Origin of the sequence: Psychrobacillus sp. FSL H8-0484 (assembly GCF_038005325.1) — a bacterium.
Lineage (GTDB): Bacteria > Bacillota > Bacilli > Bacillales_A > Planococcaceae > Psychrobacillus.
Map to the genome: position 1 here is coordinate 2,402,551 of NZ_JBBOSZ010000001.1, position 24,919 is coordinate 2,427,469.

Genomic DNA, 24,919 nt, shown 5'->3' on the forward strand with positions numbered 1-24,919 from the left:
TGAAGGCGATAATCGTTGTGGCACCTTGCAGAGGAAGTCGAAGGAATTTCGTTAGTGAACTGGCATCAATGACTGGATCTTCTGGAGCCATCTCTAAGAAATATTTAAACGACTTATCATATTTCGAACGCTCTACTACTTCCACATCTGATACATCAAAAATCGCTTTCAATAATAGATATTTGAACATGCGAATCGGTGGAATCGCATTGCGACCAGTATCTAATCAGTATTTTGTTTTTAATTCAGCGAAGATAAACACAAAGTCCACCAGTTCATTGATTTGGCAAAGCATATAATCTTTTGGCACGATTAAATCGTACAGTGCCATGTAAGGGCTCGTGGAGGAATTCTTGGAGATTCCGTTGCAGGCGGACTCGGTCCGTGAGCCTCCTCAGGCCGACAGGATGTTGGTCACAAAGGCGTTGCCACACAAGGTGGCGTTCTTAGCCTTTGTTCTTATGTGCGCTCCTGCGGGGTCTCACCTGGACGCGCTTTTCCCGCTGGAGTCGCCGCCTTCCACTCCCATCACCATAAAATAAATACGCTTTAAACTAAAAAGAGGCGCGTTACCTTTATAATAAAAGGAATGTTTATTTAATCAAAAAGCGAAGGCTCCCTTTACCCTATGAAGGGAGCCTTACTTTCTGGAAAAGGATCTTTTGAGATAGGCATTAATTATGCCTACAACGGGGATGTCATGGTCTGAGTTTTAGTTTATTTGCAACATCGGAAACACTATGTATTATTGTTAAAAATAAAAGGCCCTACAAATTTCTTTAAAGGTTGAAAACATAAAGCTGATTGACAATCTTATTAAATTGCTTTATCTTCATGTTAACCAATAAAATATTTTGGTTAACACAACAAGGGGAGGCAGTTCATTTTGAAAAAAGGAAATACATATCAATACTTATTAGCTGCAATTGGTGCAGCGATTATCGCAATTCTCGCACAGGTGACGATTCCGTTACCACTCGTACCAATTACAGGGCAAACATTAGCAATCGGTTTAATCGTGACAATTTTAGGCACAAGATTAGGAACATTATCGGTATTATTATATATATTACTTGGCGCAGTAGGGATGCCAGTATTCAGTGGCATGTCTGGCGGGTTAGGGGTTGTGGTTGGGCCAACTGGCGGCTATATTGTAGGTTTCTTGCCATCAGCAGTAATAATGGGTCTTTACATGAAAAAATTTGGTATCACAATTCCACATGCTATTGTGGCAAATATAATTGGTATGATAGTAACATTAGCACTCGGAACAGCCTGGTTAAAAATCGCAGCTGACTTAACGTGGACTGCAGCATTTATGGGTGGAGCAGCACCGTTTATTATCGTAGGCATATTAAAAGCAGTACTAGCTGCATATCTTGGCGTTGTCGTACGTCGCCGCTTAGAAACAGCACATTTAATTGAAGTAACGGCGTAAAAGATAAATACCAATTACTAAGAACAAGTACAATTAGAGGTTCAATATTTTAGTTTGTAAAGTGAATTTATGTTTAATGTTGGTTACTACTATTATTAATACCAATTAGCTTAAATTTGTATTTTGTATTCAAAAAAGATCGTTGGCTTCAATACTCGTGTGAACTATCTATTATGTTTAAATTTTACCCACGTACGTTCTACTAATAGACTTAACTCTATCAGCTGGACATAGAAAATCTCTTGTGTTATACACAATTTCCAACAACTCACATTTGCGTTTTTCTTACCCTGGGAGAATACAAGGCTACCATAACTACGATTGGTGCTTTATGCCTTAATCTTTGCTCTCTTTAAGTCCCATTAAGTACTTATGTGTTTTATAACAATTTTAATCACATTACTTATACTTTTACTCTCTTATTTATTATTTCTAAAGTTCTATATCTCCATGATAATCATAAAATGAGTAGATTCTAACTTTTAGGAATTAAATATAGAGAATTAGGGGGATAAGAAAATGTTTGCCATTCATTTTTTTGAAAATAATACTAGATTACTAATTCAAGCTTTGAGACGTATTCCTTCTGTAGATGAGGAATTAAAAATTAAAGGTCGTAAAGGAAAAGTTATTAGCGTGAAGATGATGGAAGAAAACATCTATCATGTACATGTAGAGTTTGAAAAAATAGTTGTTAAAAATCTAGCTGCCGCGAAAGACCTTGGTAAGAAGAAAAAGAGATAGTGCTTATAATAAGCAAATTTAAAAGACTTGCCTTTTTGAGGGCAAGTCTTTTATATTATCTTCTCTTCCCATTGTTACCTAGGTTTTCATATACTGATGGGAGGAAACTTTCCATTCCTGCTGTATGCGTATCCTCGCCTCCCCCATTATTCTGGAGTCTCAACCGGCCCGAATTATCTAATTCTTTATACAAAAAAACCTTATGCAATAGGTGCATAAGGTTTCCACGATATTAAGCGAATGTTTTCATCCAGTTAAGGAAGTTTTCAATAACTTTATCTAAAAACTCAACAGTTGCTTGGTCTGTAAGATTACCTTCTTCATCAAATTTCGTATGAGCTGCACCAACATATACTTCATTCATTGGAAGTAATGGTGAGTTTAAGCCACTTGCGAAAAGAATGTCACGTAAGTGCATTTGTGCTTTTACTGTACCCATTGCACCCATTGAAGCACCCATGATCATCGAGGGTTTACCATTAACTGAACGGTCCACGCGAGACATCCAGTCAATTGCGTTGCCTAGTACCCCTGGAATTGTTGAATTGTATTCTGGAGTTACCCAAAGAACAGCGTCAGCTGCTTTAACTCTTGCTTTAAAGTCAAGTACAATTTGTGGTGCATCTAATTCGATATCTTGATCGTACATTGGTATTCCACGTAAGCTTAAAATTTCAAGCTCAAATTTATCTGCATAACGGTTTTGTACGTGTTGTGCTAATTTTAAATTGTATGAATCTTTACGGATACTTCCTACTATTGCTACTACTTTCATGTGTGTTTCCTCCTATTGTTGAAAATGGCTTTACATTTTAGCAAAAATCAAAACGTTGATTGATCTGGGATAGAAAATCATTTCAGCTTCTATCTAAGCGATTCGATCTCTCTTGTAATCTTTTCGCTTCCTTCCATTAGCTTTAAATAAATTTTTGATCTTTTAGCTTTCGTAATTCGTTCAGCTGGTGCGGCAATTGCTATGGAAGCAATTATTTCTCCTTCTAAGAATAAGGGCACAGCTACGCACCGAATGCCTACAATACGTTCTTCATCGTCAAAGGCATAGCCTTGTTTTTGAATAACATTTAAATGATGGACAAATAAATGAGCGTCTTCAAATGCATGATCTGTCGCTTTGGTAAAGTTCAACTTTCGTAATATGTCTGTTTGAGTTTTAGATGGTAGGTTGGCTAAAATGATTTTCCCTAAAGCTGATTGATGGATAAATGAACGATTGCCAATCTCTTCACGAGCAGGCTCTTTATATGGTGCTAGTACAGCATGTACCGTCACTAAATTTGTACCGTCCATTTTCCCTATGTACAAACTTTCTCCAATTTCCTTCGCTACTTTATAAGGTGTCGTTAAAGAAACCCAGTCTAATGCGATACGTCGTTCAAAATGCTCACAAAACATTTTATGATTAATTTCAAAGCGGCTTTGAAATTTTTGGACATAGCCCATTTCCTCTAACGTCGCTAGCATCCGAAAAGCAGTTGTTTTACTCAGTTCTAAGTGCTTTGTAATTTCTGTTAATGATAAACCGTTTTGTTCTTTTAACAACTCAATAATTTGTAATCCTTTTTTTAACGTGGTCACTTCATATTGGCTCATCTCATCACCTCAACTCATAAAGTATTATAATAAATTCTCTATGTATATTGCAAAAAAAGTAACAGATGTTTCATTATGCGAAACAAAAAACAGGACAAACGACAAGCTGAGACTTTTTGATAATAAGATTAGACCACAAAAGTAAAATCAGATTTAGAAAGTTACTGGTTCCCTAGTAGTGTTGCATGTTAACGAAAGTGTATTCATTGTGATCAAATATACGATACGATCTAGAATTCTTTTCAGTATTTGTATTTTTGCCCCCAAATTAATGAACACTTTTTATTCTAAGCATAGTATACAGGAGGGTAAATTATAAGGGGGAACACCGATGGGATTATTCATTAATGAAAGTCAACACCCGACAGTATTTAAAAATACCGGTGAACTTAACGCTGTAAATCAAGTCGAGTGTCGCAGTGACTATTTGTCGGAGCTTGTAAAGGAGCAACAGGCGTCCAATAAGTCATTTCATGTAGCGATTAATGGTTTAAGAAATGCACAAAACAACTTTGACCGCCGACAATGGAGACAATGGAATGAAATAAAAGGACGTTTAAGTGAGTTAAAAGAAATTAATGCTCAACATGAAAAAATGGAACACCAAGTAATAGATTGGTTAGAAAAACTAGAGAACCAAAATAAAAAACTTCAAATGATTATGATGAATGAACAGCGAGGAAAAAAAGACTTAGTTACTCAAGTAGAAAGTATCAGTCATTCTTATGGGGAAATCGTCAATCAATTGAATCAAATGGAAGTGACAACTGAGGAAGTTGCTAATCGTATGGATCAATTTTTAGTGGGAAATGAGGAGGTACTTAATCGATTAGAACAAGTTGGTTCAACTAATGAAGACATGATTTTAAAAATAGAGGAACAACATTCCCTTCATCAAACAATGGCAGATCAAATTAGTAATATGGAAGAGACTCAAAAAGGATTAAGTAACCGGGTAGATAATCAAGAAGGATTAATGGAAAAAATAATGCGACAACTAGATAATATACGTTTCATTTTGTTTGAACGAACAAGCTTTTTAGAAGAAAAAATGGTAAAACTTCATAAATACTCCATCGCAAATATTCAAAAGGTGAAAAACAGAATAGATCAATAAGATGGTACTGAAAAACTAGAAAAAAGTATTTTGTAGGAACTATTTGCTGTATTTAATTTAAGTGAATTTAGCGCGACGCACAAGACTCCTGCGGGCAAGCGAGACAGTGATGTTATCTATCGTTTTATACTCTTTTGTCCATGGTAAAAAGGCTGCTTCTCTATACGACACATAATTCATAACCCATTCAGTTGAGTGGTACAAATTCCAAACTAACGAACAAAACGAGCCCAAATTCGCATATGAATTGGGCTCGTTTCCTATAACTATAAATCAAGATTTGCTAATTCAAGTCCTTTTTCATGTAATAGTGCTTATGATCTCTGCCGACGTTCTCAATACAGCCATATACTTCGTAGCCATGTTTTTCGTAGAAGCCTAACGCTTGAAAACTAAGAGTATCGAGCTTGATGAAATCACACTGACTTTCTCTTGCAATTTGTTCCGCTTCTAATAACAACTTTGTACCAAGCCCTAATTTTCGCAAATCCTCATCTACCATGAATACTTGAATTTCTAACCAGTTCCAACATACTTCCCCTATAACTCCACCTCGGACAATGTTGTTTTCATCTCTTATGAACAGTTTTATTTCCTTATACCTACCTTTTAAATCTGTTGGAAAATGTTTCAAATTATATTGATACAATTCGTTATTTATATAGTTACTAGCTTCTTTATCTGGATCTTTTGTAATGTGAAAGTGCATATTTAGTTCTCCTCTATTATCAAATATTCTTGTATAAAAATACTTCAACAATACCATAATACCCCACATTTATGTCGAATTTCCAATATATTTTAGAACGGATTATTTGATTTCTGTAAACAAGCCAAACTTGTTGTTTTCAAATAGCTTTCGCCTTGGATTGTTCGATAAGTTGATTTTCGATGGTATAGTGGAAGCGTCAACTAACCCTAAGAAAAGTGCAAGCGCCCTCGAGTACAAAACCTGTTTTGTATTGTTTACGGAGGTCTATGGACAGTCTTATTGCTATATCATTACCGATTGATTTTTAAGAGAGGCTGGTCGGGATTGACGTCACGACCAGCCTCTCTTTTCTCGGTAATCTTATGGCATTTGTCTGTCCGTCACCCTCCTTCAACAGTATGAATAAGGTTAAGATCATTTTGGATAATGAGTGAAAAGATGCTTTCTAACCTTTTATAAAGGAGGACAGTCTAGGAACGCAACATGTGGTGCTCCTGCGCAAAGCTCGTCTCAAAATAAAAGAACATTTTGCAACGACTGTCTGACCCGCATCGTGCGGGCCTCCGATGATCAATTTCGAGTGCTCTAGTGCTCCTCTATACAATAGATGCTTGAAGAAAATTAGCAGAAATGCTCTTCTTAAAGATTCTTGCTAGCTAACAGGTCCATCCCCTCTACCTTACCTTGTATACAATCCACTGCATTTTCTGTCGTTCAAAGTACCAGTGACTTTATGCACTCAAAAACTATATACTTCCTTATCTTTTAGATGTCGTTTCTTTTATGATTGATTTGAAAACATTTACTTGATTGGAGTGAAAGGCGGCGACTCCAGCGGAGGCCAACAGGATGTTGGTCACGAAGGCGTTGCCACATGAGGTGGCGCTCTTAGCCTTCGTTCCTTTGTAAACCCTCTGTGGATATCACATTTCACACTTTTTAGGTGATGGCTCATCGCTCACCCCGCGGAAAGCGTCCGCCTGTAACGGAAACCAACAGTAGTATTGAATCAATCTTTTTCTCCAAAATAAAAAAAAGCCGCTCCAATAACTGCCTGGAGCGACTTCATTTAGATATGGACTTTACTTTATCATGATTTTTTCTAGTTCTGACCATTGCTTCATGCGTGGTAGATTTACATGCTGATTATACGATTGGTCCATAATGTATACTTTCGTTGTAACATCACTTAACGTTTCAAGAACTGCTGGTTTATCGTCAAAATAGTAATCTAACGCTAGTTCTTTAATTGTTGCAATTTTTTCATTATCTTCCATGCCACAGTAGAAATGGTTATCTTCCACAGGGAATCCTTGAGCCTTTATCCATTCGCGTGTTTGCGTGCAGTATTTTTTAGGACGTGAAGTAATATAAAAGATCTCATGTCCGTCTTTTTTTAATTGCTGCAACGTTTCAATTGCCCCTTCAAATGCTGGGCAATCCGTAAAGTAAATCTCTTCCATCGAGTCAGTCCACATTTTATTTCCAACTTCTTTTTTAAGTCCAAATGCTTCATGGATTTCAACAGTTTTTAAACTTTGGAACACGTCTAAAGCAATACTTTGATTTAATTTTTTATTGTATAAATGAAAGGCATACTCTCTTAAATTGATTAACGTATCGTCAATATCAAAACCAAATTTCACGTAAATTCTCCTACTCTTTAAGCCATTACGACAAATTGTGACGCAAAAGACTGCTCTTTTTCAATTTGAATCGCTTGAATCTTTTCTACTTCTTTTTTTCTTCTAGACGCACAATCAATAAAACTAAGTTGTGATACATAATCTTTATCAATTAGAGTAGCTAGACAGTCTGCATCTCTTAATGCGCTGTTTAACCCGAAAGCCCCTGTTGGAGTCATCGTGTGGACTGCATCCCCTAGTAACGCAACACCGTCCTTGCCCCAGCTTTCACTCGTAGAACTGTACACATCTAACAGTACAAAATCCTTCCATGATTGAATATGTTGAGGAACGGTTTCTTTAAGTTGAGGAAATGCTTCCACCAATTGCTCAATAAACGGAGTAAACGGCTCCTTACGCAATGTTGGATACGAGCCTTCTTCAATATTCCAGCCGATTTGTATATAGCCTTTTGCTTGTGTAAATAGAGAAAGCTGTTTATCACCTATAAGCGCCATTTTAATAGAAGGCTCCCAGTTCTGTGGTGCTGGAATTCTAGCCCATAATAAATCATAGCCATGCTTACGAATAGTGACATCAATTTCTGCTTTTTTTCGTACAGTTGAATTACGACCATCTGCACCGATAATAAGTTGACTTTCAATCACCATTTCTTGCCCATCTTGTACTGCTTTGACACCACAAAAACATCCTGAATCATCTTTTAATAACTCTACTACTCTAGTATTCATCAGACAAGTTAGATTCGGATATTCCTCTGCTGCCTGTATCAGCACTGTTAACAAATGTGCTTGTGGTACGTGGATGCCTAGATGACCTACTTTTGGATCAGGTAAAATGGTTTTAAATAGCTTTCCTGCATGCCAATATTCAAGTTGTTCCATACGTAACAACCCTAATTGCTCAATTGCATCAAAAAGACCGTGCTTTTTTAAAACCGCTTCGCCTTCTTCGTTTAAATGCTCTCCACGAAATGCTTTTCCAATTTCTTGAGTTCGCTCCAGAAGCATAACGGAAACGTTTTTCTTTGCAAGTAAATACGCTAAGAGTGCCCCTCCTGGTCCAGCACCAACGATACATACATCTACTTTCACATTCACTGCTGATCACCATGTTTTGGATACGCTGTAATCCGAATATCTTCCCCAAACTTTTCAATTTCTGAAAAAGATACAAGCATGGCAGCATCCATAGTATCAACGTCTTTACCTGTAAATGGTGTGACAGAATTGCTACCACCCAATACTTTCGGTGCCATATATATAAAGTACTTATCGATTAAATTAGCTCGTAAGAAAGAGGCATTGACTGCACCTCCACCTTCCACGAGCACATCTGTAATTCCACGTTTATATAGTTTTTCAAGCATTTCTTGTAAACTTAAGCCATTTTCTTCTCTTGATACATTTATTATCGAAACGCCTTTTGCTTTATACAACTTGACCTTCTCTGTATCGGCTTCTAGACTTGTCACAATAATCGTCTCAGCAACTTCAGTTTGCATGACATTTGCATCTAATGGTGTGCGTAATTCACTATCTAGAATAATGCGGATTGGATTTTTCCCTCCGCCTTCTGGTAATCTAGTCGTCAAAGATGGATTATCCGCTAATACCGTTCCCACGCCGACTAAAATTGCGTCCACTTGATGGCGAAGCATATGAACATCTGCTCGAGCTTCTTCACCTGTTATCCATTTGGAATGGCCAGTATGTGCTGCAAGTTTGCCATCTAGCGTCATCGCAAATTTCGAAATGACAAAAGGACGCCCCGTTATCATGTTGTGAATGAAGCGTTCATTGAGTCTTTTAGCCTCGTCTTCTAACACGCCGACTTCTACTTCAATTCCTGCTTCTCGTAACAACTTAATACCTCTACCTGCCACTTCTGGATTTGGGTCTTGCACTGCTACTACAACCCGACGTACTTCTGATTCCTTCACAAGGTTCGCACAAGGTGGTGTTTTACCAAAATGCGAGCAGGGTTCTAACGTAACGTAAAGGGTGGCACCTTTTGCATGCTCCCCTGCCATATTAAAAGCGTGGACTTCTGCATGCGGTTCTCCCGCTTTGCGGTGCAGCCCAGTACCAACAATGACGCCATCTTTTACAAGGACAGCCCCTACGATTGGATTCGGATTTGTTTTACCTTTTGCACTTTCAGCTAAATCAAGTGCTAGGCGCATATAGTCTTGATCAGTTTTCAACACTTTGCCCTCCTTAGACGTTTAAAGTAGGTAATTCTTCTAGAATATGTCCTGACTTTTGGACTTTTGTTTCTAAATAAAAACGGTTTGTATCCGTAAGCCCGCCCCATAATGGTACGTGATGATCCGCTAATAACCCATGAGCCTTTAAAGCAGCTAGCTTTTTTGGATTATTTGTAATTAGCGTAACTGGTTTATCTCTTAACGCTTCTAGTACACGAATAGCATCCTCGTATGAACGTGTATCATCCTCAAATCCTAGTGCTTGATTCGCTTCTACCGTGTCATGACCATTTTCTTGTAAAAGGTAAGCCAATGACTTGGAAAATAGGCCAATACCTCGCCCTTCGTGATCTGCTAAGTAAAAGATTGCTCCGCATCCATTATCCGCTATCATTTTCATTGATTCGTGAAGCTGATAGCCACAATCACAACGCTGACTACCAAAAATATCACCAGTGTGACAAATGCTATGCATACGAATGAGTGCATCCTCCTCTTGAGCAAAGTCTCCATATACTAAAACAGACGACTGTTGACCGAATGCTAAATTGGACGTTGCAAGTGAAGCAACAACCTCTTCAATTGTTAGCATTTTATCTACCTTTACCCAAGAATACCAGTTGAAAGTTGCAGTAAAATCATCTTGTTTAATTGGCATTCTAACTGGGCCAACTAAACATAAATTCTCCTGATCAGTAGTTTCAATTAGTTTCATTTTATCTCGTAATATATCTATCGTTTCTTTTAATATTTTCATTTTTTTCTCACCCATCTATCTTATAATGTGAACAGTCTTCATTCCATGCTGAATGACCTGTTTCCTATTTCTATTATATTCTCTTTATAAATTACCACTTACATAACGTAACCTAGTATATAATTACAAGCAAAAAGAGTCAAATGATATACTCCTATTGCAATTAGCTACTTTCCTTTTAAATTATTAACAAAATAAAATTTGAACGAAAGGGCTTTTGAATACTTCTAATCAAAAGACCTTTCGTTCCATTTAATTTTAACTATAGCATTCAGTTTAACATAGATTTACTGTTTACAAGATCCTCCAAATGGTACCATCCTGAAATCAATCATAGATGATCGGTAACTTTTCAAAAAAAAAAACGGGGTTTTCCCTAAAGTCATACATTGACTGAGAGATGTTCCCTTTTCCAATGTATTGATTTCCGTTCCAGACGGACGCTTTCCGCGGGCATGGCTTCAGTCTCCTCAGGCCAACACGATGTTGGTCACGAAGGCGTTGCCACACGAGGTGGCGTTCTTAGCCTTCGTTCCTTTGTTCGCTCCTGCGGGGCCTTCAGCTCATGCACCTGCCGCTTCGCTTTCGGTGCAGAAAACATCTGCTATTCCCGCTGGAGTCGCCGTCTTCCACTATAATCAATTGCCTACAAAAAATAGTAGTTTAATAAAAAGTATACAAAAACAGGTGTAGAAAAAGACTCGTTTATCTACACCTGCTTCAATTTATAGGCTTATTGGGCAGCCCCATTATATTAGAACTTAGTTACATGTTTTTCTTCTATTTTTTACCTACCTAGTAGACAATGGTAATGTCAGGATGTGTTAAGAGCCTGAAATTTCCCTATGTATTTGGTACATTAATCACACAGTTTCAGCTGTAGCTATTTATTAATTATTTGAGAAAATTTTCGCATCAAGTGATATTTCTGAACGATTCGCAAAAACAAAATAAGCTGATACTGCGAAGAAAATTAATTCAAGTTCATAACCCGCTGCTACACCATCCCCAAGTAATCCTAAAGGAAGTTTAACTGTCACAATGGCTACAACCATGATGATTGCAAATGTTGCCCCTATAATTCTTGTTCCTAAGCCCAGTACTAATGCTAATCCACCTACTAATTCAACACTAGCAACAACATAAGCCATAAAACCTGGAATCCCTAATGATTCGAAAAAGCCTACTGTATTCGTAATTCCTCCTTGGAATTTCGCTACACCATGCAGTAAGAAGGTAAAGCCAAATAATACGCGTAGAATTAAAGTCCCTATGTCTTGTTTATTCATTCTTTCAATCTCCTTTTACTTGTATTTCGTAACTTACTATATATTAGTAATCTAATTGTGTCAATAAATTAAATTACAAAAAGTAACTGAAAGTGCAACAGATCCTCATAATTACCATTTTTTATTTTCTTTCTCGCAAGCTCCTTGTCCTACTTAACTTTTGAAAAAAGGATAGGGTAACATTTCATTAGGATCGAGAATAATTGCTTAAGTATTTGCACTCCTCGGCATTTTACTTATCCTAATGGACATTCGAAAGTAAATGCAAGAAAGTGAAATTTTATTTCATTATATGAAACTACAAGAAGTAACATACATTTGAAAAAGTTAGATAAAAAGCCGCTCCACTTAAACCCTGGAGCGACTTCTAAAGGCAATACAATTCTAATAAATATCTCTGTCCCAAAAACGTTGTTGTGCAATTGCTTTCACAAATGTCTTCCCAAACTCAGGATTTCCTGTGGCAAATACGATTCCTGGTCCCGCTTTTGCATTCGAAGCATTAAAAAATGGAATACCTGAGTTTGCTACCCCAATTGGTTTATAATGTTTGTACGCTTCATTTATAAAGTAAATGATATCAGAGTTGAGTTTAGCTTGATTGACAGCCGTGCCACCAACTACGTATAAGGAATCGAACAGAACAGGATCTGTTGTAAGGTAGGTTTCATTGACCTTTACTTTAAATCCATCTTGACTTCTGACAAGCCCCAGTTTTTCCGCCACAATTCGGTATTGTACTCCATAGCGTCTTAACGTTTTTACGGTCTCTTCCACTTCATCCACATCAAAACCATTGCCAAGAAGTACAGCGACCTTTAACGTAAGCGGAAGTTTCCTTGTATTTTCCTGACTAAGTGCGGGTGAAGACGCGGTAACTTGGGATTGCTCTCCAGTTGGTCTTTTTACCCCTATATTATCTGCAATAATGCATGCCATTTCTTTATCCACGTGGACGAACATATCCACTGCTTGTTGGCGAACATCACGACTATTTACTTTTCCAAGTTCGAAGCTGAATGCAAGTATAATATGTTGCTTTTCTGGAGGTGACATACTGTTCCAAAATAGCCTTGCTTGTGAAAAGTGATCATTGAATGAGGGGCTCCTTGCTTGAATGACGTGACCTTCCACTTTTTCTTCATAATGAACAAATCCACCTTCTGCTGCTGTGCTCGTAGAGGGCGTATTATTAGCAAGCGAATTCTTATGATAACTTACTTTTCCTACATTGATTGTCTGACGACTAAAACCATTTCGCTGGTTGTTATGAATCGGACAAACAGGTCGATTGATCGGAATTTCAGTAAAATTAGGTCCCCCAAGACGAAGGAGCTGCGTATCTATATACGAAAATAATCTCCCTTGCAACAGTGGGTCGTTCGTAAAGTCAATGCCAGGTACCAGATTTCCAGGATGGAAAGCTACTTGCTCTGTTTCTGCGAACACATTGTCGACATTTCGGTTTAGTGTCAGCTTGCCGATTATTTTTAGCGGAACAATCTCTTCCGGCCAAATTTTCGTGGCATCAAGGACATCGAAATCGAACTTGAATTCATCCGCTTGATCAAGCATCTGTACTCCAAGTTCATACTCCGGATAATTACCATCTTCAATGGATTCCCATAAATCGCGTCGCTGAAAGTCTCCATCTTTCCCCGAAATTTTCTGTGCTTCATCCCATACAAGCGAATGTACACCTAGAACAGGTTTCCAGTGAAACTTTACAAATGTTGCAACCCCTTTGGCATTAACAAAACGAAACGTGTGAACGCCAAACCCTTCCATCACTCGAAAATTTTTCGGAATTGCGCGGTCGGACATTTGCCACATAACCATGTGGGCTGACTCCTGATTGTTCGCGACGAAATCCCAGAATGTATCATGAGCGGAGGCTGCTTGTGGTATCTCATTATGCGGTTCTGGTTTCACTGCGTGAATCAGATCTGGAAACTTCACTGCATCCTGGATAAAAAACACAGGGATATTGTTTCCAACAAGATCGTAGTTCCCTTCCTCGGTATAAAATTTAACCGCAAATCCTCGAACATCACGGGCTGTGTCAACGGAACCCAAGCTACCAACTACATTCGAAAATCGTGTAAAGACAGGCGTTTTTGAACCTGGATTTTGAAGAAATCCCGCTTTTGTATAATCCTTCATTGATTCATACAATTCAAATTCTCCATGAGCTGCGTATCCTCTTGCATGCACAACCCGCTCTGGAATTCGCTCATGATCGAAATGAGTGATTTTCTCTCGAAGATGGAAGTCCTCCAGTAATGTTGGTCCACGTACACCCGCTTTTAATGATTCCTCATCGTTTGATACCTTGAGTCCTTGATTGGTCGTAAGCTTTTTCCCATCATTGTTCACACGGAACTGCTCCAGTTGGCGTTCCTTACTGTTTTTATCCACATTGTTCATTTGGTTTGACGTCGAATTGTCCACGTAATCCCCTTTCACCCTGTCTTAACTTCCCTACACATACTATATGTTATTAGGTTAGTGCTTAGTATAAATACAGTGTTTAACATATACCTCCATTTATATTGTAAAAAATAGGCTCTGTTAAACCATCATGTTGATACCTGCCGAAAATCCGCTCGCTTTCAACGAACGAACGGCCAAGCCTCTTCGGGCGACAGATTGTTGGTCACGAATCCGTTGCCAGATGGATGCGGCGAACTTAGTATTTGTTCCTATAAGCCTGCTCTGGGGTCTTGGAAGCCCATTTTCTCGCAGGAGTCTCGCGGATTTACGTCACAAAATTTATACTTCTAAAAATTACAACCTAATTTAACAGAGCCAAAAATAAAGAGCAAGAGACTTGATTCTTGTTCGAATTAGTCTCTTGCTCTACTATTTTACTGGTAAGATAACGGTGAATGTCGTGCCTTCCTGCCATTTACTTTCTACTTGAACTTGCCCCCCATGTAATTCGACAATGTCTTTAACGATTGATAGACCAAGTCCTGTTCCTTCTTTCGTTCGAGAAGTATCCGCACGATAAAAACGCTCAAACAGATGAGGTAATTCATCCTCCTTGACTCCGATTCCTGAATCTTGAAATATTATTATGATGTCCTTTTCGGTCTGTGAAAGCGAAATATCAATGGAACCATTTTCTGTATTGTACTTGATAGCATTCGACAATAAGTTCTCCCACACATTTTCAAGTAAGCTCTCATTCCCGAAATAGTGAATAGGACTTAAATTATAATAGATATCCATATTTAACTCTTGTATAAGCCACATATATTTTGCGGTGACTTCCTTTAATTGTCGATCTAGCGCTATATCGTTTCTTAAGATTGTACGGGAAGATTGATCTAGCGATGTTAAAAGAAGTAGTTGCTTGGTCAAATTGGATAAACGCTTCGTTTCCTCTTCAATCACCGTCGTATATGATAATCGTTGTATCTCTGAAATCGAAGAAGACTTCAACAAATCTGCATATCCTTGAATGTTGAGTAAAGGTGATTGAAAATCATGGGATACATTACTAATAAATTCTTTACGTGCTTGATCATTTTCCTGTAATTGATGCGTCATTAGATTAAAGCTTCTAGCTAATTGCCCAATTTCATCTTTACGATTTATATTCAATAATAAATTAAAGTTTTCACGCGAGATTTGTTTGGTTGCTTCTGTTAATTGCGTAATTGGTTTGATTAATTGCTTCGCCACAAATACCATAGCGATCAGACTAATAAGTGCAATTGAAATTATTAAACCAGCTAAAACAGTATGCACTCCCGAAAAAAGCAAGTTTATATCCGGTCGCAAGAACAATCCATAATTTTCACCATTATATTTGAATGGAAGACCAACAGTATTACGTAATTCATTTGCAAAAAAACCGGTAATAAAGAATTTTTTGGGATATTCTAACATCCCGTGGTAGTTGTTCCCTTCTAAAACCATTTCCTTTGCAGCTTCAGATAAGTTTTTTTCTTTATACTTCTCCCCGAAAAACTGTTCATACCCTGACTCGTTAATAATATATACCTTATAACCTATGTTACTGATCGTCGTTAAATATTCATCTAGGTCTAGATTGTCGGAAGCCTCTATATAATCGGTGATTTCCTCAGCAATTGTTACATTTGTGGCGTCAATTTGTTCCTTCGTCACATTATGGTAGTACTCATTCGTTATCAAAAACCCAATTCCCGCACTCATTACCATAATGCCGATGGTAGTTACAATAAATTGTCGGTATAAGGTTTTCAAAATACCACCTCTAGTTTATAGCCAAGACCTCGGATCGTTTGAATCTCCACATTTGCATGTAAACGCTGTAATTTCTCCCGAAGACGTTTCATATGCGTATTCAAAGTATGATCGTCCCCTTCATAATCGTACCCCCAAATTTGCTCCATGATGGTACCCCGTTCCACGACATATCCTACTCGACTTGCTAATAATGCAAGCAATTCAAATTCTTTTAATGGTATGACAGCGGATTGCTCACCAGTTGAAATTTCAAACATATTTCGATTGATCGTCAAGTTCCCAACTTCAATGATGGAAGTGAATTCTTTTCGAAATCGCCTTAAAATTACCGCTACGCGAAATAGAAGCTCTTTCGGTTCAAAAGGCTTCACTACATAATCCTCTGCACCAGCTAAAAAGCCTTTTGCTTTATCTTCCATTTCGCCTTTAGCAGTTAGTAATAGAACTGGAATTTGATAGTCTTTATTCAAAATAGTGGTTAATTCTATACCATCCATGCCTGGCATCATCACATCGACAACTGCTAAATCCGGCAACTGATTCTCCAAAATCATCAAAACTTCATCCGCATTTGTAGCTCCCAACACCTGATAGCCTTCTTTTGTTAAATGGATCGTGATGAGCTGAAGAATATGCACATCATCATCAACAACTAAAATTTTCATATGAATCCGCCTCTCCAAATGTACAGAAACGCAGAGACAAATATTAAAAGGCCTCTGCGTTACTACTAATATTAAGCTTTATCTTTTTCAATGAATAAAATCAATGCTGGTAATAATATACCACGTACTAAGAATGTATCCATTAAGATACCGATAGCTACGATAAAGCTGAAAACAAACAGATCCGCAAATGTAGCTGCTAAAATTAACCCAGCAGAAGAGATAACACCGCAAGTATTACGGATTGCAATTTTTAATATATGAAACGAGACACTAAAATAATATTATAATCTATTCCTAACGCTACGAGGAAGATAAATGCGTATACTGGGACACGCGTACTTACAGCATCGTATCCAAATAACCCATCTACTAGGGAAAGACCAAGTTCTAATCTCACTGCTTCCATTTGCTCTTCTGTTAATACTTCATTACTTTCTAAAATTCAGGATGATGGCGCTAATTCCATGTAAAATTGATTTCATAATTGCCACCAGTATTTCTATATAGTTTACACAAGTTCCTATTGTAGAAGAGTAACCTAAACTGAAACTGAACTAATAGAGTAATGATTCGAAATATGTCAACGTAAATTAAAAATTTCTATTTGTGACAAATTCATGAATTTTCACTTTCATTACAACATCCGACATTTTTTGCATTTTAGGTATTATACAATGAACTTGTTGCTTCCCTACCTCTAGAAAATCTCCTTAAGAATTGAAGCCAAATATAAATCATGGAGGAAGTTTTATGCATTGTTTTATGAACGAGAACGCGTTAGACATTCGAATAGAGACTAAGAGAAAAAATATGTATAAGTTGGCGAAAAAGTTAGGATTCACTCATCCACTTGTCGTCTCAATTAGTCAAGAGCTAGATGCGTTGCTAAATCTTAATTGAAGAGGATTATAAGTGTCCTAATATAATAAAACCGATCCGAAATCCACAAGGAATTCGATCGGTTTTATTCATTTTAGTTATCAATGCTTAAAAGTAATTTTTCAGGAGAATGAGGGGAATCTCGAACATTTAAATCATTTTAAAACTATATACTTCTGAAGAAAAAACCATAATTTTGGAACGCAAGTTTATACGATACATGTGATAGAATTACCAATATAAACTAAAAGGAGGAATAGTAATATGTTTTTCGCAAATACCCCAGAACCCCCATATTATGCTGTGGTCTTCACTTCTCAAAGATTAGAAAATGATAACAAAGGTTATAACATAACAGCTGATTTAATGGATGAACTTGCTTCGAAACAAGTAGGATTCTTAGGAGTGGAAAGTGCAAGAGGACAGAATGGATTAGGAATAACAGTCTCTTACTGGGAATCTCTAGAAGCTATTAAGCTATGGAAAGAGAATATAGCTCACAAAAAGGCCCAAGAAAAAGGCAAACAAGACTGGTATTCTTCCTATACAACTAGGATTTGTAAAGTGGAGAGAGATTACACAAACACTAAATAAGTTCTGGGCTTCATGCTTTCACATGAAGCATTTTTTGTACCTAAAATGTGTCATTTATTCATCACCGTGTTTGTTCTCCCGTTGAAATAATCAAGTACAAGCGCAGAAGAACTTTGGTCAGCTACCTCGGGATACGTATAATTTAGTTCATTTGCTACTTTTTGAGCGACCTTTCTATATAGCTCCATCGTTTGGAATAATGCCTTCCAGACACTTTCTTCGTCATATGTTCCATAAATTTTATCAAAGTCTTGTAGAACATCCTTATCTGCCCAGTCTTCAAAGAATCTTACATCATGCCAGTTTTGCTGATTATTGCTCTTGTTCATCTTAGATTGAAGCTTAACATTTTTTAATAACAGGCGTTTCAAATAACCATCGCAGCAAGATTTAGCAACTAACAGCTCCCCACGACGCAACTTTTTTGCGATAAAAACTGTATGGAACCAAAAGTCATTTACGTCATTCTTAAATTCACTAAACTTTAGTTCGTCTATCCGTTTTGTCTCTGAAGTAGAATAATGAAACACTTCCGTAAGCTGATCTTTATCTAGTAATACTTTAACTCCACGTGCAATTACTTCTCGAACTGCGTCACTTCTTAAAAATGGTTTGGCCATTTCTAGTTTCAAGAAATTAAAGTCTACGATACTACCTCCCGCGAACATGACACGTCGTTCCATTAAGCTTCCAACAGGGCTTTCTTCTAAAAAAGAGACCTGAGGATTCCCAAATTGACTAATCCACTCTTCACTATGCAACCATTTATCCACATCAGATGACACAATGGCTAAGTCCAAATCCGACCACTCATCTGCAGGTTTATCGCTACGAGCCATTGATCCAACAACGAAGATAGAACGAATATCATCCTCTTGTTCACCCCATAACCTAACCCTATTCATCATTTCTTTGTAATCGTTCATACGATTCTCCTATTCAAGTTATTTGTTCAGTTAGAATAGCTTATTGAGCGCCTTAAACATTAGTTGAATACCTTTCCTACCATATCCTATATAGTTTAAAGTACCAATTAAGTATATATCCCTATCGGGGTGATAAAACATAAAAGAGCCAGTGGAGCCAAAATTACCGAAATAAATGAAAATTTTGTTTGTCTGAATGGATAAGAAAGCATGCATTTTGAATGTTAGCGTCTTTCTGAACGGTCCGTTTCAACATTTTCATTTCTGCAGATTTCTTACTCAAGTTATCCCTCCTTGAATAGTAACGATATTTATTCTATTCAATAGATCAATTGGATACTCCCTTGATTTACATGCACCTTTTAAATACTACTCCCAAATGCAAATAGTAAATCTGTTTCACAAACTAACGCTCCATCAACCGTAGCGATTCCTTTTCCTTTTCCAATAGGTCCTTTTAAACGAGTAATCTCTACTTCCAGTCGAAGTTGATCCCCAGGCTTTACTTGCTGTTTAAAGCGACAGTTATCAATTCCAGCTAAAAGCCCTAGCCGGCCTTCGTTTCCATCTTTTGTAAGCATAATAACTGCACTTACTTGTGCGAGTGCCTCTACAATTAAAACACCTGGCATCACTGGATAACCAGGAAAATGTCCATTGAAAAATGCTTCGTTTCCTGACACATTTTTAATCCCAACCGCTCGTTCTCCTTCTTCTAATTCAAGAATTCAATCCACTAAAAGGAATGGATAACGGTGTCTAATAATAGATTGAATTTGTTGAGTATCTAACAATATTAAAACCTCCTATCGGAATAATTATATAAACTTCGGGCATTTCCGATGTTTTGTAGCTTGTTCAAAAGCATAAGCAAATTTAATTAATACACCTTCACTAAAAGCCGTACCTGCAAATGTTATGCCAAATGGTCTTCCACTTTCCATGTAACCAGCAGGTACAGCTATAGATGGATAGCCAGCTTTAGCACATATGGTTGAGCCAATATAAGATGGAAAAATTATCGCATCAAGGTCATACTTTTTTAAAGTATAATCAATCCCCATTTCCTGAGAAAAATACAAATCTTCTAATTTCGCATTCAAATATTCGGGATTTCTTAAAGTGTTTGGTAGATTTTCTCTATACTCCAACTTATTCTGACCATATTTTAAAGCTTTCTGTTCATTCTGTTTATTAAATTGAATTAATTCTGAGTCAGAATGGACTGGTATGTAAGACGGTAATAGGGATAAATAATTTCCTAAGCTATGTTTCAATTCATATATTGGTACACCCCAACTCCAATCCCTATTGAAAGAAGGTATTTCGATATTATCGACTATTTCTGTTCCTTCATGACGTAAGGTTTGAATAACATGTTTAAACAGATTTTCATCGTATTCTCCTGAGTTATAATAGTCCTCCGAAGCTTGATTAAATATACCGATTCTAGCACCTTTCAATCCTTTAGAATCTAAAAAGATTGTATAATCTTGTTTTGAAATACCTTCACTTTTATAAGTAGCTGGATCAAATTTATCTACACCCGTTAAAGCACCTAATAAAATAGCTGCGTCCGTAACTGTTCTTGCAAAAGGTCCTGCTGTATCTTGTGAATAAGTAAATGGGATAATGCCTTTGCGACTGATTAACCCAACAGTAGGTTTAATTCCTACCACTGAGTTTTGAATCGCAGGACTAAGAATAGAAGCATCCGTTTCCGTGCCAACAGATAATACGCTAAAGTTTGTAGCAACTGCCACGGCAGAACCAGAGCTTGATCCTCCAACAAAAAGGTCAGCATCCCCATATGGATTTAACACTTGTCCTCCTCTGGAACTATAGCCTGCCCACATTTTAGTTGACATGCCATTTGCTAATTCTGTCATATTTGTCTTCCCTAAAATTACAGCACCTGATTCGCGAAGTTTTTCCACAAGAAATGCGTCATGATTGCTAAGATGATTTTCTAATGCAAGTGTTCCTGCACTGGTATGCATGGAATCATTTGTTTCGATATTGTCTTTAAGAAAAACAGGAATACCATGTAGTGGCCCTCTAATTCCCTTTGTCTTTCTTTCATAATCTAGTGCTTCCGCAATAAAAATTGCATCAGGATTTATTTCAATAACAGAATTTATCTTTGGACCATCTTGGTCATACTTTGCTATTCTGTCCAGGTAATACATCACCAACTCTTTATAGGTTACTTCTCCGTTCTCGACAGCTGCTTGTATCTCATTAATCGTTAACTCTTCTCTAAAAAAATCGTTGAACTTTATTTTCATTTAGTACTCCTTCAATACTGCAAAATTTTGATCTATAAAATACTATTCTGTAAATACTCAAAAATCCCTTCTTCAACTTTCCTTTCATTTAGTTGAAGGACAAAAAAGGCTGGCGGATGCCTCCCATTCTTTTAGTTCATTAATGTATAGTAAACGGTTTGCGATACATAATCACTCCACCTCATATTTTTTGGTGAAACGGAAAAAGAATAAAAAAAAGCATTACCCTTTATAGAAGTAATACCGACGTTATTTCATATCACATTATCAAAACCTTCTTATTTCCTCCTATGAAAACCTAATCTGTGGTTTCTTGACAGTCTGTGACTCTTCAACTTAATAAAAATGATTGTTCAATCAAACCACCAGTCATATAGTATTTCTCCACGTTCTTCAAACGTTGGGAAAAGTATGTGGAACACAGGATATGTCATCTCGTCCTCATCATCATGTTCCCATAATATTGTCAACCATTCTTGGAAATTATCTAAAATCTTTACAATCTTGGTTGAAGATTGGCTAACAAACCCAACCCTATATTCATGATCTGGAACGCCATCTTCGCATAAGAATACCCAGTGGTTGTTCGAAGTTTCTCCAGCATCAAACGTAGTGAAGGAAATAAGCCGCTCAGATTCTATCCACTCATTGGTTTCTACGATTAAAACCTCATTCGGAATGTCAAGAATAATCCTATCTACATTACAAATATCACCACAAGGAGAGTCTTTACTAACACCTCCAATAGGTTCACAATCCAATAAAAATAGACCATTGGAGAATTTCTTCAAAAATTCCACAAATGAAACTGGCAGGCAATATCCAAGTATTTCTTCGTATGTTGCAATCATTTCATCTGTAGCAACATCAATCCTATCAATCTCAGGATATTTTTCAATGAATTGGTTAATAAACTCTTTAATGCTCATACTATCCCTCCCTCTTATTAGCTATTTCCTTTCTCTGGTCGAATAATCACATTTCTAATTTAACTAGCTTGCCCGGTTTGTTAAGTAACAGTTAATTCGAACAAGCCCTAATTATTAATACAAATACGATCATCATAATGATGGAAGTAATATTTAATAAACACCCACCACTTGGTGCACCAGTGATTGCTTGTGCTAACGCATTATTTAAAGTGCCGGTTGGATTTTTTCGTTGTTCTTTTGCTTTTAATCTTTCTCTTTCTTCTTCAGACATATTACCACCACATCCTATCCATTTTATTAAGTTCGCTCCCTTAAGTATAAAAAGTGAAAATGCGAATACATTAGATTTTGTTAACTTTCAAATCTTTACCTGCCTCTTTTTTACCTTCATATATAACGATTTCTTCATACACCAAATCGAATTCGGCATTATAGAAGTCCCATGTATCAGGATTATTTGAATAGGTTGCTATAGTATCTAATATTTTTTCAAAGTATTTAGTTGCTTCTTCATCTGTTGGTTGTTCTTCAAGTAAAAGTCTAAACTTTACAAGTTTACCGTCAAAGGCAGAAACACATTCAATACCTGACTCTTTAAATTCCTTCTCTGATTTTGATAGGACTTCTGCAAAGTCAATCTTTGCAGGTTGGTTACACCCACTTAAAAAGAAGGATAAAAATAAGATAGTAAGTACAAGTAAGGCATTTTTTTTCATCATTGAAATTTTCTCCTTTAATTTTCATCAGAATTCGTTGTTGTCCAGAAATACATTTGTATTCAACTAACCTATCACTTTTGTTCAATATGAAAAAAGAGTCGCCTAAGCAACTCACTTACCTTAAAAGAAAGCCATTACTAGCTTAATTAAGAACCTAATATAATTGGAGAGATAATTAGTATTATAGAAACTAAAATTAGTGTCAAAGAGACTTTCTTTGGAAGCTTCTCTCTAGCCTTTCCATTGTACCAACCAGAGAATTGCCACTTATTCCTATACAGAACAAAGAGTATTAACAAAATAGCTATTTGACCAAGCCATGAATAAGTTTCAGTTACTTCTAATCTTGTATAACTGTTTCGCATAATCACCGAGCCCAAAGCACCAAAAAATGCAAATATAATAACTATACGTAGTAGTTCTAATAATGTTCCTAATAATATTTTCATTTTATTGCCCCCTTCTTCAACCATCTCCCTCAACGAGAAGAGCTGTATATTCATCAATATCATCCGAAAATTTGTGCCGCAATACCATATAAATTTTTATTTCGACTAGGCATAGTATCGGAATTAATGATCATTATTGGGGGTTGACTCACTTTTTCAAAGCCACTATCATATAAAAATTTAATAAATATTTCATCTCCTGTTGAAGTATCAATCCTTAGATTTCCATGATGATTTATGGCCAATTGATTTATTAGAAAGGTAGCTGCATTGTTATTAGGAGCAACAATCGGTCCTAATACTAAATTTTCTGGACCTAAGATAGAGAGACCATATCCAAGAACTCTTCCATTTTCATCACTTAGGACAAGCGATTGGTGAGACTGTCTTATTCTATTTACAAGGAATTTTCTCCTCGAATCCCCATATGCATCTGTATCTAATTCAACAACTTTATCAAAATCACTCTGCTTGAATACCTCTGCTTTTATTCCTTCTAAAAGTAATCGATTAGATGGTATATAGTTGTTACAGATGAACTTTTGTACACAACCCACTTCTTTAAAACCCATTTTTACATACAAAGGTTTTCCTTCGGGTGTAGCAATTAGCATGATAGATCTTTTTTCTGGTACAAGATCAATACACGCTTGAGTAGTTTCTTTTCCAAGACTTCGGCCTCTATATTTTTTATGTACAATTACCATCCCTATTGAGGCTAAATGCGTATCATAAAGAATTATTGCCGCACTTGATACAAGGTGACCGAACTCATTTTTATGTCCGATAATTTTACCCGAAGACATAACAGTTCTAATTTCATCTCGGTCATAATCCCAACCAACTGATTGAGATAAAGATATTAATCCTTCCACATCATTCTCATCCAAAATATTTAATTTAAGGTTCTTAGTTGTATGATTATCCATCGGTAACTCCTTATTATCCATTTTATTAAACGTAGTTCTTTGACATGCACCATAATTTACTCTATCTCTTGTTAGTCTTATCTATTACTTAATAATCGGAGTTTTCTTGTTTTCTTTCCAATCTAAAATAAAAGCTTTTTGACGTGGATTCAAGTTTACTGGAAGTTCAGTTTTAGAGAAAAATTTATGTTCTCTACTTTCGATTCCTTCTTGTTTCAATTCCCCGGAATAATTATTTGTCTTAAATATTATTTGAACACTAAATACTTTATCTTTATTTGGATATTGTACAAAGCATTTTTCACCTGAATATAATCCAAATAACTCTAAACCGGTAACGATTAAACCTGTTTCTTCAAAGGTCTCTCTCTTAGCCGTAATTTCGAAGGTCTCACCAATTTCCATTACCCCTCCTGGAATACACCAATTATCTTCATCCGTACGATGCTGTAATAAAATTCTTTCATTTTCTTCAATAATAACCCCACAACCAACTGTTAAAAGGGTTTCATTCCCTATAAATTTTCTCATTTCACTTATGTAATTCATATTATCCCCCATAGCATTTCATTCTTATTTCTATACGTTTACTACAAATACCTTTAATATGTAATCTAATTCGCACGCTTACTATTGAAATATATTTGATAATTCTATGAGGTTATTAAAATTATTTGAAAATAAATAATTATTGGCATAATACCATTTCTAAGGAATAATAAAGCTGATTCCCTTACCATAATGATACTTAGAAACAATAAAAGATGGAATGA

At 36.6% G+C, this 24,919-nt stretch carries 24 protein-coding genes and 3 pseudogenes; 5 read left to right on the top strand and 22 right to left on the bottom strand.

The window, feature by feature from the left end; translation table 11 throughout:
* Positions 1-25: 25 nt before the first annotated feature.
* Positions 26-331, bottom strand: a pseudogene (locus MHH81_RS11595) (transposase); the annotation flags it as partial.
* Positions 332-886: 555 nt separating this feature from the next.
* Here MHH81_RS11595 and MHH81_RS11600 point away from each other — a divergent pair.
* Together MHH81_RS11600 and MHH81_RS11605 are read left to right on the top strand one after the other, a co-directional pair.
* Positions 887-1,438 carry a biotin transporter BioY gene (locus MHH81_RS11600; RefSeq protein WP_340921313.1) on the top strand — a complete coding sequence of 184 codons (552 nt, stop codon included), beginning with the start codon at positions 887-889 and terminating at the stop codon, positions 1,436-1,438.
* A 519-nt stretch (positions 1,439-1,957) separates the two neighbouring features.
* Positions 1,958-2,182, top strand: a complete 225-nt coding sequence (locus MHH81_RS11605; protein WP_340921314.1) for a hypothetical protein — start codon at positions 1,958-1,960, stop codon at positions 2,180-2,182.
* A 232-nt stretch (positions 2,183-2,414) separates the two neighbouring features.
* On the opposite strand, the gene MHH81_RS11610 is transcribed toward MHH81_RS11605, so the two are convergent.
* Entirely contained in the window at positions 2,415-2,957 is a 543-nt protein-coding gene (locus tag MHH81_RS11610; RefSeq protein WP_340921315.1) for an NADPH-dependent FMN reductase, read from the bottom strand.
* Between the two features lie 89 nt (positions 2,958-3,046).
* Complete coding sequence (locus MHH81_RS11615) at positions 3,047-3,793, bottom strand: IclR family transcriptional regulator (RefSeq protein ID WP_340921316.1); 747 nt, start codon at positions 3,791-3,793, stop codon at positions 3,047-3,049.
* A gap of 331 nt (positions 3,794-4,124) precedes the next feature.
* Between MHH81_RS11615 and MHH81_RS11620 the strand changes: the two genes are divergently transcribed.
* Positions 4,125-4,910 carry a hypothetical protein gene (locus tag MHH81_RS11620; RefSeq protein WP_340921318.1) on the top strand — a complete coding sequence of 262 codons (786 nt, stop codon included), beginning with the start codon at positions 4,125-4,127 and terminating at the stop codon, positions 4,908-4,910.
* A gap of 283 nt (positions 4,911-5,193) precedes the next feature.
* On the opposite strand, the gene MHH81_RS11625 is transcribed toward MHH81_RS11620, so the two are convergent.
* The 10 genes and pseudogenes from MHH81_RS11625 to MHH81_RS11670 all read right to left on the bottom strand — a co-directional run.
* Positions 5,194-5,619 carry a GNAT family N-acetyltransferase gene (locus MHH81_RS11625; RefSeq protein ID WP_340921320.1) on the bottom strand — a complete coding sequence of 142 codons (426 nt, stop codon included), beginning with the start codon at positions 5,617-5,619 and terminating at the stop codon, positions 5,194-5,196.
* 1,085 nt (positions 5,620-6,704) lie between these two features.
* The gene (locus MHH81_RS11630) at positions 6,705-7,268 is read right to left on the bottom strand and encodes a 5' nucleotidase, NT5C type (protein ID WP_340921322.1); all 564 of its coding nucleotides are present in this window, start codon (positions 7,266-7,268) and stop codon (positions 6,705-6,707) included.
* Between the two features lie 17 nt (positions 7,269-7,285).
* Positions 7,286-8,368, bottom strand: a complete 1,083-nt coding sequence (locus MHH81_RS11635) for an FAD-dependent monooxygenase (protein WP_340921324.1) — start codon at positions 8,366-8,368, stop codon at positions 7,286-7,288.
* Complete coding sequence (gene ribD / locus MHH81_RS11640) at positions 8,365-9,474, bottom strand: bifunctional diaminohydroxyphosphoribosylaminopyrimidine deaminase/5-amino-6-(5-phosphoribosylamino)uracil reductase RibD (protein ID WP_340921326.1); 1,110 nt, start codon at positions 9,472-9,474, stop codon at positions 8,365-8,367. The genes MHH81_RS11635 and ribD overlap by 4 nt, the downstream gene beginning before the upstream one ends.
* Positions 9,475-9,487: 13 nt before the next feature.
* Complete coding sequence (locus MHH81_RS11645; protein WP_340921328.1) at positions 9,488-10,234, bottom strand: GTP cyclohydrolase II; 747 nt, start codon at positions 10,232-10,234, stop codon at positions 9,488-9,490.
* An 890-nt stretch (positions 10,235-11,124) separates the two neighbouring features.
* On the bottom strand, positions 11,125-11,523 hold the full coding sequence (locus MHH81_RS11650; protein WP_340921330.1) for a DoxX family protein: 399 nt from the start codon (positions 11,521-11,523) through the stop codon (positions 11,125-11,127).
* Positions 11,524-11,907: 384 nt separating this feature from the next.
* On the bottom strand, positions 11,908-13,950 hold the full coding sequence (locus MHH81_RS11655) for a catalase (RefSeq protein ID WP_340925226.1): 2,043 nt from the start codon (positions 13,948-13,950) through the stop codon (positions 11,908-11,910).
* A gap of 435 nt (positions 13,951-14,385) precedes the next feature.
* Positions 14,386-15,759, bottom strand: a complete 1,374-nt coding sequence (locus MHH81_RS11660; protein WP_340921332.1) for a HAMP domain-containing sensor histidine kinase — start codon at positions 15,757-15,759, stop codon at positions 14,386-14,388.
* Entirely contained in the window at positions 15,756-16,427 is a 672-nt protein-coding gene (locus MHH81_RS11665) for a response regulator transcription factor (RefSeq protein WP_340921334.1), read from the bottom strand. Before MHH81_RS11665 ends, MHH81_RS11660 begins: the two co-directional genes overlap by 4 nt.
* A gap of 71 nt (positions 16,428-16,498) precedes the next feature.
* A pseudogene (locus tag MHH81_RS11670) lies at positions 16,499-16,821 on the bottom strand (MMPL family transporter); the annotation flags it as partial.
* Positions 16,822-17,180: 359 nt separating this feature from the next.
* Here MHH81_RS11670 and MHH81_RS11675 point away from each other — a divergent pair.
* Together MHH81_RS11675 and MHH81_RS11680 are read left to right on the top strand one after the other, a co-directional pair.
* Positions 17,181-17,330: an aspartyl-phosphate phosphatase Spo0E family protein gene (locus tag MHH81_RS11675; protein WP_340921336.1), complete on the top strand. Its 150-nt coding sequence runs from the start codon at positions 17,181-17,183 to the stop codon at positions 17,328-17,330.
* 243 nt (positions 17,331-17,573) lie between these two features.
* A complete protein-coding gene (locus MHH81_RS11680) occupies positions 17,574-17,903 on the top strand; it encodes an antibiotic biosynthesis monooxygenase family protein (protein ID WP_340921338.1) in 330 nt (109 codons plus the stop codon).
* A 50-nt stretch (positions 17,904-17,953) separates the two neighbouring features.
* Here MHH81_RS11680 and MHH81_RS11685 read toward each other — a convergent pair whose 3' ends face one another.
* From MHH81_RS11685 to MHH81_RS11725, 9 genes and pseudogenes are all read right to left on the bottom strand, one after another.
* On the bottom strand, positions 17,954-18,829 hold the full coding sequence (locus MHH81_RS11685; RefSeq protein WP_340921340.1) for an aminoglycoside 6-adenylyltransferase: 876 nt from the start codon (positions 18,827-18,829) through the stop codon (positions 17,954-17,956).
* A gap of 362 nt (positions 18,830-19,191) precedes the next feature.
* Positions 19,192-19,623: pseudogene (gene fabZ, locus MHH81_RS11690) on the bottom strand (3-hydroxyacyl-ACP dehydratase FabZ).
* Positions 19,624-19,647: 24 nt separating this feature from the next.
* Positions 19,648-21,117 carry an amidase family protein gene (locus MHH81_RS11695; protein ID WP_340921342.1) on the bottom strand — a complete coding sequence of 490 codons (1,470 nt, stop codon included), beginning with the start codon at positions 21,115-21,117 and terminating at the stop codon, positions 19,648-19,650.
* Positions 21,118-21,470: 353 nt separating this feature from the next.
* Positions 21,471-22,046 (bottom strand): SMI1/KNR4 family protein, encoded by a 576-nt coding sequence (locus tag MHH81_RS11700; protein ID WP_340921344.1) that lies wholly within the window; start codon positions 22,044-22,046, stop codon positions 21,471-21,473.
* Positions 22,047-22,137: 91 nt separating this feature from the next.
* The gene (locus MHH81_RS11705) at positions 22,138-22,320 is read right to left on the bottom strand and encodes a DUF6366 family protein (RefSeq protein ID WP_340921348.1); all 183 of its coding nucleotides are present in this window, start codon (positions 22,318-22,320) and stop codon (positions 22,138-22,140) included.
* 70 nt (positions 22,321-22,390) lie between these two features.
* A complete protein-coding gene (locus tag MHH81_RS11710) occupies positions 22,391-22,768 on the bottom strand; it encodes a hypothetical protein (RefSeq protein ID WP_340921350.1) in 378 nt (125 codons plus the stop codon).
* A 146-nt stretch (positions 22,769-22,914) separates the two neighbouring features.
* Complete coding sequence (locus tag MHH81_RS11715) at positions 22,915-23,217, bottom strand: monovalent cation/H(+) antiporter subunit G (RefSeq protein ID WP_340921352.1); 303 nt, start codon at positions 23,215-23,217, stop codon at positions 22,915-22,917.
* Positions 23,218-23,276: 59 nt separating this feature from the next.
* A complete protein-coding gene (locus MHH81_RS11720) occupies positions 23,277-24,146 on the bottom strand; it encodes a GNAT family N-acetyltransferase (protein WP_340921353.1) in 870 nt (289 codons plus the stop codon).
* 84 nt (positions 24,147-24,230) lie between these two features.
* The gene (locus MHH81_RS11725; RefSeq protein WP_340921355.1) at positions 24,231-24,695 is read right to left on the bottom strand and encodes an NUDIX hydrolase; all 465 of its coding nucleotides are present in this window, start codon (positions 24,693-24,695) and stop codon (positions 24,231-24,233) included.
* Positions 24,696-24,919: the final 224 nt, after the last annotated feature.